This is a genomic window from Pseudoalteromonas luteoviolacea NCIMB 1944 (genome assembly GCF_001625565.1).
Lineage (GTDB): Bacteria > Pseudomonadota > Gammaproteobacteria > Enterobacterales > Alteromonadaceae > Pseudoalteromonas > Pseudoalteromonas luteoviolacea_F.
Genome location: NZ_AUXS01000075.1, coordinates 203,741 through 215,016 on the forward strand (window position 1 = coordinate 203,741; position 11,276 = coordinate 215,016).

4 protein-coding genes are annotated in these 11,276 nt (G+C 42.2%); 3 read left to right on the forward strand and 1 reads right to left on the reverse strand.

Translation table 11 applies throughout. The features are described from left to right. Position 1: 1 nt before the first annotated feature. The gene (dinG, locus tag N483_RS23545; protein ID WP_023397003.1) at positions 2-2,071 is read right to left on the reverse strand and encodes an ATP-dependent DNA helicase DinG; all 2,070 of its coding nucleotides are present in this window, start codon (positions 2,069-2,071) and stop codon (positions 2-4) included. Positions 2,072-2,094: 23 nt separating this feature from the next. On the opposite strand from dinG, the gene N483_RS23550 reads away from it, so the two are divergent. The 3 genes from N483_RS23550 to N483_RS23565 all read left to right on the forward strand — a co-directional run bounded on the left by N483_RS23550 (position 2,095) and on the right by N483_RS23565 (position 11,214). Next, positions 2,095-4,467: a DNA polymerase II gene (locus N483_RS23550; protein ID WP_023397002.1), complete on the forward strand. Its 2,373-nt coding sequence runs from the start codon at positions 2,095-2,097 to the stop codon at positions 4,465-4,467. A 495-nt stretch (positions 4,468-4,962) separates the two neighbouring features. After that, entirely contained in the window at positions 4,963-7,632 is a 2,670-nt protein-coding gene (locus N483_RS23555; protein ID WP_023397001.1) for a TonB-dependent receptor plug domain-containing protein, read from the forward strand. A gap of 774 nt (positions 7,633-8,406) precedes the next feature. After that, positions 8,407-11,214 carry a TonB-dependent receptor gene (locus N483_RS23565; RefSeq protein WP_023397000.1) on the forward strand — a complete coding sequence of 936 codons (2,808 nt, stop codon included), beginning with the start codon at positions 8,407-8,409 and terminating at the stop codon, positions 11,212-11,214. Positions 11,215-11,276 lie beyond the last annotated feature (62 nt).

The following is an 11,276-nucleotide window of genomic DNA, read 5'->3' on the forward strand; positions in this document are numbered from 1 at the left end:
ATTAATCTATTTGTCTTGCAAAGGGTGGCAGCGTGTCTAGCATGGCTTTTCCGTAACGTTTGGTTACGAGACGCCTATCAAGTATCGTGATGCGACCAGAATCAGTTTCCTTGCGCAGAAGTCTACCACAGCTTTGCACTAATTTCTTTGCAGCATCCGGTACAGTAATAGATAAAAACGGATTTCCACCTTTTGATTGAATAAATTCAGCTTGTGCCTCTTCGACTGGCGAAGTCGGTACTGCGAATGGTATTTTAGTAATTATTAGATTTTCAAGGTATTTTCCAGGCAAATCTAGCCCTTCTGAGAGGCTTTGTGTACCAAATAAAATACTTCCGGCACCTAAATCTATTGCGGCTTTATGGCGGCTAAGGAGGGCTTCTCGAGACATTTCACCCTGCACTAAGATATTAAGTTTTTGCTTACGTAGGGCAGAAACAACATGGTCCATTTGCCAGTAGGAGGCAAATAGCACTAAATTTGCTTTCTTTTTATCCAAATACTCAGGTAAGGCCTCGGCCAAAAAGTCACTAAATGTTTTGTCAGTGGGTTCGACTGTGGTTTTGGGTAGATGTAACGTCGCTTGCTGTTGATACGCAAATGGAGAATCTGCTTTGATAAATTTGGCCCCATCCTCACCAATTAAACCGCTCTCTTTAGAGAAGTGATCAAAGCTGCCAAGTGCGGTTAAGGTCGCTGAACATAACACGGCACCAGCGCACTCTCGCCAAAGTTTGTCTTTTAAATAAAACCCAACTTCAATAGGGCAATCACATAATAAGTAGTCGTGATGGTTTTTGTATTCCATCCTTTTTATCCAGCGCGCATGCGGGGTACTTTCCCCCTTGGCGGCATAGCTAAACCATAACTTGTTGAGTTGCTCTAGTCGATTAATGTATAGCCCACTTTCGACTAAAAGAGGATCCGCTAAAAATGGTTGCACATCGCCATCGGATACATCTGTCGTGAGTGCATCATGCATCTTGTTTAATGCTCTTAGCGCATCTAGCGTGGCATCTGCGATATCTTTGGCTTGTGTTGTTAGCGACTCTGGCACGTCGCCATGAACAAATCGATAGGTGTCATTGTCGTTGTATTCAAAATTAGCCTGATCCAAACTATCACGCACGATTCTGAGAAACTTGCCCGCATCATTGGCTGCATCGTTAAGTTTAAAGTTTTGGCCGATGGCTTTTTGCGACACTATGGTGTTGGCCATTTTGCCACTGAATTTGAGTAGTTTCTCAAGCCACTCTAGGGTGCCTTTGATGGTCGCGGCTGCTGATGAAAAGTCACGGGTGATATGTGGTAAGTGATGCGCTTCATCAATGACATAAAAAGTGTCTTCTGGTTCAGGTAATATAGTACCGCCACCAAGTTCGAGGTCTGCCAATAGCAGAGCATGGTTAATAACCAGTACGTCCATTTGCGCTATTTTTTGTCGTGCTAAGTGAAAAGGACACAGATGGTGTGATTTCATTTGTCTTTGACAAGCGTGTTTGTCGCAAGCAATCAGATTCCATACTTTATCTGGGATAGTGTCTTCCCAGCTATCCCGGTCTCCGGCCCACTGTTTGTTTTGATACGCATTGGCCAGTTCGCGCAAGCATTTTTGCTCCATATCGGTAAGCGGTGAAGAAGTAGTCGGCACCAAAGACATTTGCGTGTCATCTTCGTTCACAGCTGCCATCAACTTTTGCACACAGATATAACGTTGACGGCCTTTGACTAAATCGAATTTAAAGTCGATACCACTGTGTTCTTTAAAAAAGGGCAACTCTTTTTCGATTAGCTGCTCTTGTAATGCAACTGTTGCCGTAGATATGACTAGCTTTTTCTTTTTTGCCAATGCTAAAGGCAATGCACCTAGACAGTATGCGAGAGATTTTCCCGTGCCCGTACCCGCTTCTATAACGCATATGCGTTGTGATTTGTGGTACTCGCCAGCAAGGGTTTTGGCGATTTCTGCAACAAGGTAGTTTTGGCTACTGCGCGGGCGGTAGTCCGTCAATTGCTGGGCGATATTCTGATGGGCATGACGTACGGTTTTTTTTAATGAGTCTGACAACATGTGGATCGCCTAAGCAAAAAAGTATGGATATAATTACAGGGGTGTATTTTAGGCGGGGTTCACAATTGGCACAAGCAGTATATCCGGGCTTTATTTTGTCCCGGCAGCAAACTTCATATAAAGGCAAGACGCGCTTGTGTTATTGGTTAAAGACACATCAGGGTGCTATTAAGGCGTTTGTTGAACATGAAAAAAGTGTGTTTTTTGTTAAACAAATACACCAAGATATTGTAAAAAAACGCTTAAATCAGGTTAATTGCCAATTTCAATTAGCTCAGGTGCCTCTTAAACATTTCGACCAATCCCAAGTCGTAGCGTTATATTTTTCAAGTTTAAGTGACTTTTATTCAGCCAAAGAAACATTAAATGGTCATGTGCCATTATACGAAGAAGATATTCGTCATGCCGATAGATATTTAATGGAGCGCTATATTAAAGGCAGCGTCTGGGTCACCGGCGCATCAAAACAAGGTGACGGCTACCTTGAATTGCACAATGCGAAATTAAAAGCACACCCTTCTTTTATTCCACAGTTAAATATGTTGTCTTTGGATATCGAGTGTAGTGGAGATGGCGTTTTATTTTCTGTTGGCCTGGTAACGCAGTCGGAAAAAGTGGTGATTATGATTGGAGATCCCGAACCGAGTGATATCAATATTATTTGGGTCGAAGATGAAATATCGCTACTGAATACGCTACAGGTGCTTATCAATCAGTTAAACCCTGATGTACTGATTGGCTGGAATATCATTGATTTTGATTGTGTGGTATTGCACGAGCGAGCACAGGCTCTAGGTGTTGTTCTCAATATTGGCCGTGATGGTGATGCCATGCAAGTATCAAGCGGTAATTTCACCCGAGTGCTGATCCCCGGGCGGGTGGTTATCGATGGTATTGATACCATGAAAAATGCAACATATCACTTTGAAACTTTTAAGTTAAGTTTTGTTGCTAAGTCAGTTTTAGGCCGAGATAAGCTGATTGGTCAAGATGATCGTTTGGAAGAGATCGTCAGGCAATTTCATGAAGATAAACCCAGCCTAGCCAAATACAATTTAGAAGACTGTATTCTTGTATGGGATATTTTCCAACAGCAGTCTTTGCTGGACTTTGCGATAGCTAGAACGCGTTTAACGGGCCTAGAGCTTGAGCGCATGGGAGGATCTGTCGCGGCTTTCACTAACCTATATTTACCTTCACTACATCGTAGCGGTTATGTTGCGCCAAACCTCGGCGAGCATGGCTTGAGTTTCGATAGCCCAGGTGGCTATGTTATGGATTCAAAGCCGGGGCTTTACCAAAATGTTTTAGTACTTGATTTTAAGAGCCTATATCCATCTATCATTCGCACATTTTGTATTGACCCTATGGGGCTTATTGAAGGAGGCCGAAACGCGCACGATGCTATTCCAGGGTTCAATAAAGGGCTGTTTTCACGAGTACACCATCATTTGCCAGAATTGGTCGAGCAACTTTGGGCAGCCCGTCATCGTGCCAAACAAGATGGTGAGCATATGTTGCAACAGGCCATCAAGATTATTATGAACAGTTTATATGGTGTACTTGGCTCTAAGGGATGTCGTTTTTATGACCCTCGACTGTCTAGCTCAATTACGATGCGCGGTCATGAAATAATGCAAACAACACGGCGTTGGATCGAAGATTTGGGCTACGAAGTTATATACGGTGATACGGATTCGACTTTTGTTAAGGCGCCAGACACATTTTCACGCCATGCCTGCCTAGATTTGGGAAAAAACTTGATGGAGGAGATAAATACACGCTGGGAACAAGAGCTAAGCGAAAAATATCATTTACAGAGCTTTTTGGAGATTGAGTTTGAAACGCATTACCACCCATTCTTTATGCCCACGATTCGTGGTCAAGAGACTGGCTCGAAAAAGCGCTATGTGGGTCAAATTGAAAAAAATGGTGAGCATGAACTCGTTTTTAAAGGCATGGAAACCGTGCGTAGTGACTGGACGACTATTTCAAAAGAATATCAGCAAGCGGTGATTAGGGCATTATTTGATGGTCAAAGTGTGACAGAAGTAACCGAACATTATATTGCTTTGATCACCTCAGGTCGTGTCGATGATAAGCTCATCTACAAAAAACGTTTGGGCAAACCACTGGATGCCTATGTCAAAAATATACCACCTCATGTTCGAGCTGCGAAAGAGGCGACGAGGCTAGGGTATGTCAAAGGTCTTGGTAAAGGTAGCCAAATAGCTTATTTCATCAGCCAATCAGGTCCGCAGTTGTACATTAAAGAGCTTAAATTGCTTGATTATACGCACTATATAGAAAAGCAAATATTACCAATCTATAAAATGTTGCCAAACGTGGATGACAATACCATTAATTTGGCAGGGCAGCGCTCTCTTGATTTGTAAATCTCAAGAAGCGATTTTTTATCGCTTTGTAATATTCGAGATTTTACCGCACAACAGTTAGTCAATCGATAAAATTGCTTTTGCAGTGATGTAAATTTCCAGTCGGACTTGTGCAAATTATTTGTATTGATTTGATTTTGCAGATTAATTATTAGGCATTCAAACCAAAAGTAAAAATATTTTTATTAACGTGATTCGCGCTTGCTTTTTTTGTATCAAGCCAAAGTTGTTTTTTTATTGCACGTTCAACCTGTGAAATTAATTAAAAAAATAATTCATATGGGAGTAAGTGTTTATTAACTTCAAAACATTATTAAAAATAGAGCTCTTGCTGTTTAAATCTTGTTAGTGAGTGTTAACTCCTGCTTGTTTGACGTTTAACATGCGTGGCGATTAGTATCCCTGCCGAAATTTCAAAACCGGCCACTTAGAGCCAGAAATAAAGACTTATAAAACTCAAGCTTACCAAGTCAAGGTAGGCCCAGGGAGAATCACATGTTGAACACTAAAGTAACTAAGGCAGTGCGTATTGCACTAGCATTGGGTGCTGCTTCTTCAGCTGCATTTGCAGCCAATGCAGTAGCGGCAGATGGTGCAGAAAAAGTAGAGCGTATTGAAGTCACAGGCTCACGTATCAAGCGCGTTGATATGGAAGGTGCAAGCCCAGTTGAAGTAATCACAACAGCTGATTTCGAAAATCAAGGTCGTGTATCTGTTGCTGAAGCACTACAAAGTGTTACATCTAACAGCTTTGGTTCTGTTGCTCCAAGTTCGGGTAACAGTGGTCAGTCACAAAGCACTGTTAGTCTTTTAGGTGCTGGTGCAGGTCGTACGCTAGTGTTGGTAGATGGCAAGCGTCTGGGTGGTTCTCCATCACTAAACGCAGGTGGTGCAAACCTAAGCTCAATCCCAATGGCGGCAGTTGAGCGTATTGAAATTCTTAAAGATGGCGCATCAGCTGTCTATGGTTCTGACGCGATTGCAGGTGTTATCAACGTTATTCTTAAGAAAGACTTTGAAGGCGCAGCGTTTGACATTCAAGTAGGTCGCCCTGATGCTGACGGCGGTGAGACTAAGCAAATGTCACTGTCGTTTGGTGTGAGCTCTGACAAAGGTAACATTACATTTGTATATGACCACCAAGAGCGTCGCGCTATCTTCGATCGCGATCGTGACTACACGAAAGCAACGATGGAAGATAAAAACGGTGATGGCGTAATTTCAGCTGGTGACGAAACGACAGGTATTAGCATCTATGGTGCAACTATCCGAGACGCAGAAGGTAACCATCACGCGTCACTTAAGTGTAAAGAACTAGAAAACACTGTACCTGGTTTTGTTGGTGTACTTGACCAAGGTACTGGTTATGGCGGCATTGGCAAAGGTGAAGTATGTGGTTATGCCTTTGCTGACGTATCGGCGAATATGGCATCTACAAAGCGTGACTCGATCATGACGAGCCTTGCGTACGAACTAACTGATGATATCGAGCTTTATGCCCGTGGTATGTTTAGCCGTAATGACTCGTTTGGTCGTTATGCGCCTGCTGCTGCAATGTGGAGAAACATGCCAGCGGACAACGAGCACAACCCACTAAACGCAGAGGCAAATGGTCTATTCCGTTGGTACCAGCTTGGCAACCGTGACGGTGAAGTAACTGACTATCAACAAGACTACTTACTAGGTCTTAAAGGTATGTTTGGTGATACTGCAGAGTGGGAAGTGTCTTACCACAAAGCGCGTCTAGACTACCGTACTGCAGGTCGTTATTACTTAAGCTACTCAGGTCTTGCATATAATAATCTATATGATATCGATATGGGTTCTGAAGAAGGCATCAACAACATGCGTGCGACAACGTATGTTGAAAGCCAAAGCGATCTAGATCACTTCTTCGCAGGCCTTGGTTTCGAGTTTGGTGAACTTGAAGGCGGTATGATCAGCCACTACGTAGGCGGTGAGTACTTCGAAGAAGTTTTAGACTCAAAGTTTGATGCACAAAGTGATGCTGGACTTGTTGGTGGTAACGCGGGTGCTTCTGGTCTAGGTGAGCGTGATGTGACGGCACTATTCTATGAAGTAGCTTTCCCAGTACTTGATAACTTAATCGTAAGTGCGGCTTACCGTTACGACGATTACAGTGACTTTGGTAGTGTAGGTAACCCAAGTGTTAAAATCGAATACCGTCCATTTGATGACCTATTAGTTCGAGGTTCATACTCAGAAGGTTTCCGTGCTCCGACTCTGAAAGAGCTATATGGTGCAGATTCTGAAGGTAGCCCGAGCACAACTGACTACGTTAAATGTAGAAAAGACCTACCTGAAGGCCATACAAAAGATGACCTTGCGAATGCTTACCTAACTTGTCCACAAAGTGCATACTATGAGCTTAGAAAGAGCAATGAAAACCTAGGTGCTGAAGAGTCTACTTATATTAACCTAGGCTTTGTTTACTCTGGTTTTGAAAATGTAGCGATCAAGGTTGATTACTTTGAGCTTGAAATTGACAATGTAATTTCACTAATCACGATCCAAGACCTTGTACATATTGAAAATGGCCCGGGTTTAAATGAAATTTATACTAAGTTCCCAGAAGTGAAGTTAAACCGTGCTCAAAATGGTGCAATTTCTGGTTACTCTCACACGCAATATGCAAATGGCTCATTCATGTCGCGTAAAGGTTATGACATTGACTTGTCATATAGCCTAGACACTCGTATCGGTGAGTTTAAGTTTAAGAATGTAACAACGCTATTGACAGAAGTTGGTGAAGACATTTACTTCTCTGGCCCTGCGAGCGACCAAAAAGGTGCTCCAGATCAGCCAGATTGGCGTTCACAGCTTTCAGTTAACTACTCAGCAGATAGCTTCTCTGTAAACTGGACAACTGATGTTATCGGCGGCACTCATGAGAGCGATGTTGTTCAAGTCGATCCAGCTGGCAATCCTTACATCGTATACTCTGGTGACGTACCAACTTATGTGACACATAACTTGAATGTGAAATATTTCACAGAGAGCTACGGTACATTCACAGTAGGTGCACGTAACCTATTCGATAAGGGTGTTTTACTAGATAGCAAAGGCAAATGGATTGATGACCCAATGTACAATGCAGGTCATATCGGTCGCGAATTGTTTGCAGGTTATAGCATCAGCTTCTAATTTGCTTATCTAATTTAATCAAGCCTCGCTTTATGCGGGGCTTTTTTTGTACTTGTTTGCATTAATTTCGTTTTTATTCCTTTCTTAAGTCTTCCTTCTAAAAAACAAGCAATAGCGCTTTTATACAGATTTTAAGCAAATCCAAAGTTCCCAGCGCGCTTGATATTTGATTGTTTGAATTTTCCTTATTGATAAATATGGCTCAATAGTGCTGATTTTTGGTTAAAAAATAGCTTTAAAGATGGGTTTTGTATCTATTTTTGGTTCGAAGTTTATTTTTTATATGTGTTTTGAGTGCTTGGTGATCGTTTATTAACTTTTTGGTATCAAGTTTTGTTTTTTTACTATGTTTTAACATGGGGTTTTCTTGTCTTTTTTCTTTTTATGCCTCTGATTTTTATGTGTTTTATTGTGAATGTTTCCTGTTTGTTAATTGGGTACGTCGTTTTTTGATCAGTTTGTTGTGAAATTTGATCTAATTGAGTGTGTAGCAGGTTTTTTGGTTTTTTTTTAAAAAGTGGTGTTTTTTTCATAAAAAAATAAAAAATACTTTAAATACATTTAGTTAAGGTTTTTTCTGTGTGTTTATTGTAACTTTTAGTGTGAAATAATGTTGATTTTTAAGATTAGAAGTGCAATAAAATTGTTGACGCTGAGGGCAGGGATTGTTTAGTATTCCTGCACTGTGTTGCCCTTAGTGCAACAATAAAAAAGATTGGTTCACACCATTTATATAATTATAACCACTCAAAAGAGTGGTCCAGGGAGATTCAAATGTTAAACAATCAAGTAACCAAGGCTGTGCGTTTAGCGCTAGCTTTAGGTGCTGTATCAGCATCAGCTGTTGTATCTGCTAATGAAGCAGGTGAACAAGAAGTAGAGCGTATTGAGATTACAGGTTCAGCGATCAAGCGTACTGACCTTGAAGGCGCGCTACCAGTTGACGTTATCGATGCAGCAGATATTGCTAAGTCTGGTGTAACCAGCGTTCCTGACCTTATTGCGAACATCCCATCGATGCAGGGCTTCACTGCAGCGGGTGAGTCAGTTGGTGGTGGCGGCGGCGGTGTTCAAACTGCTTCATTACGTGATTTAGGTGCTGAATATACGCTAGTACTAGTTAACGGTCGTCGTATGGCGTCTTCAGATTCTGGTTCTAGTATCGACATCAACTCAATTCCTCTATCTGCAATCAAGCGTGTTGAGATCCTAAAAGACGGTGCATCTGCACTTTATGGTTCTGATGCGATTGCGGGTGTTGTAAACTTTATTCTTAAAGACGACGTGCAAGAGACTACAGTCAGTGCGCGTTATGACAAGCCAAAAGATACTTCAAGCTCTAACTTTGCAATCACAACAGGTTTTGGTGACCTAGGTAGTGATGGCTTCAACGTAATGGTGAGCTTCAGCCGTGATGAGCAAGACAACCTAAGATCGGTTGATCGTGACTTTGCAAAAACAGGTTTCGTACAGTTTGAACATGCTGGCCAAGATCTGGTAGCAATTGCTGGTTCTTCGAATGCGATCCCAGGTAACGCTTATGTCACATACAATACACGTGATGAAAATGGCGATTTCATTCTTGATGACGAAGGTGACAACAAGACTGCAACTTACTCGCTTAACCCGTACAAAGAAGCAAATGGCTCATGTCACACAACGAGCGCACCTTCAGGTAATGCGTGTCAGTTTGACTACACAAGTACACTAGAAATTCAGCCAGAGAGTGAGCGTAACAACTTATTCCTTCAAGGTACATTCTCAGTAAATGATGATACGGAAGCATACGTAACTGCATCTGCATCACAGTTTGATATGACAGCGCGTATTGCACCTTACCCAACAGGTACTTTCTCACTAGATGCTGACTCACAACTTGTTCAAGACAACGTAATTAAGTACTTGCCTGAGAATGTTAAAGCGGATATGACAAAAGTTGCAGCTCGTTGGCGTGTACTTCCAGGTGGCAACCGTACTGACGAATACAGCACTATGACTACGCATTTTGTTGCTGGTTTACGTGGTGATTTTGGTGAGTGGAACTATGATGTTGCTGTAACTAAGTCAGATGCTGAACGTGAGCAAAACCGTATTACTGGTTACCCTCTAGAAGAAGAGTTTATGGCTCTTGTAACTTCAGGCCAAATCGACATCTTTGCTGACCCATCTTCACTAACTGATGAGCAAAACACAGCAGTTAGAAACACTATGTTCAGCGGTCTTTGGGAAACTACAGACACAGGCCTATTTGCTATCGAAGGTAAAACTTCAGGCCCAATCGCAGAATTAGATGCTGGTACTGTTTATATGGCTGTTGGTTTTGATTACCGTCAGTCTAGCTACTCACTAACAAACGGTGAAGGCCAAAATGCTGAAGTCGTACTATTCGAATCAGCTGGTACTGAATTTGATTTAGAGCGTGACAGTTACGGTGCATTTGCTGAAGTAGTTGTTCCTGTTCTTGAAGACCTAGAAGTTACAGGTTCACTTCGTTATGACGAAATTGGTGAAATCACAGATTCTAAGCGTACTGGTAACCAAACAGTTAATGACAGTGCTGACGACACAACTTACAAGTTAAGTGTTTCATACCGTCCAAATGACCAGTGGTTGCTACGTGCTTCATACGGTACTGGTTTTAAAGCGGCAACGATGCGTGAAATCGCAGCTCCTCGTCTTGAGTTTGGTGTAACGGCTTCTCCTTACGACTGTCCAGCAGGCCTAAGACAAGAGATCGCTAGACACTGTTATTCAGACAAGCTTCAGTATGACGTGTTCCGTGAAGGTAACCCTCAACTTCAACCTGAAACTTCGAAGCAGTATACGATGGGCTTCGTATGGTCAGGTGACCAAGGTACAAGTTTTGGTGTTGACTACTGGAACGTTGAGATGGAAAACCAAGTTAGACGTCTAACGCAAAATCAAATCTTCGGCGACCCTGTAACATATGCAGAGTGGTTCACAACCAAGATTGACAAAGGTACTGGTGATACAGTTGTAGCAATCATCCAGGCAGCTGATAACGTTGGTGAGTCAAGAACATCTGGTATCGACTGGCACTTCGACTTCACTACGGAGTTCTCATTCGGCACACTTAAGTCTCAGTTAATGGGTACTTATATGCTTGAAAGTGAAAACCTACGTGTAGGTAGTGACAACATCTGGGATACAAGCCTAGGTAAAGTAGGTACAAACGAAGCGGTTACTTTCCGTAACATCATTAACTTCAACAATACGTTCACTCACGGTGACTTCACTCACAGCTTAAACATTAAGGCGCGTAGTGGTTACACAGACGCAGCTGCAGACGTAAGTTTCTACGTGGCTAAAGCTGACGACTGGAATGATGCAGTTGATGGTAGTGTGATTCAAAAGCACGTACCTGTTTACATGACTTTCGATTACCGTCTAGCTTACGCTTGGGGTGATAATGCAAATGTAGGCTTTGGTATTAAGAACCTATTTGACAAGCAACCTCCATTCACACTGAATGCCGCTGCTGGTCACCAGGTTGGTTACGACCCACGTTATGCTGACGCATACGGCCGTAGCTTCTACATACAAGCTGATTACACTTTCTAATTTCAGCTACTTGGCTCTAAGTATCACTTAGAGCCAAGTTACTTATTTACAAGAAAGTTCTA

Bases quoted from the DNA above. Each gene is read 5' to 3' on its own strand.
- N483_RS23550 (WP_023397002.1), top strand. From the start codon at position 2,095: ATGGATATAATTACAGGGGTGTATTTTAGGCGGGGTTCACAATTGGCA.
- N483_RS23565 (WP_023397000.1), top strand. From the start codon at position 8,407: ATGTTAAACAATCAAGTAACCAAGGCTGTGCGTTTAGCGCTAGCTTTA.
- N483_RS23555 (WP_023397001.1), top strand. From the start codon at position 4,963: ATGTTGAACACTAAAGTAACTAAGGCAGTGCGTATTGCACTAGCATTG.
- dinG (WP_023397003.1), bottom strand. From the start codon at position 2,071: ATGTTGTCAGACTCATTAAAAAAAACCGTACGTCATGCCCATCAGAAT.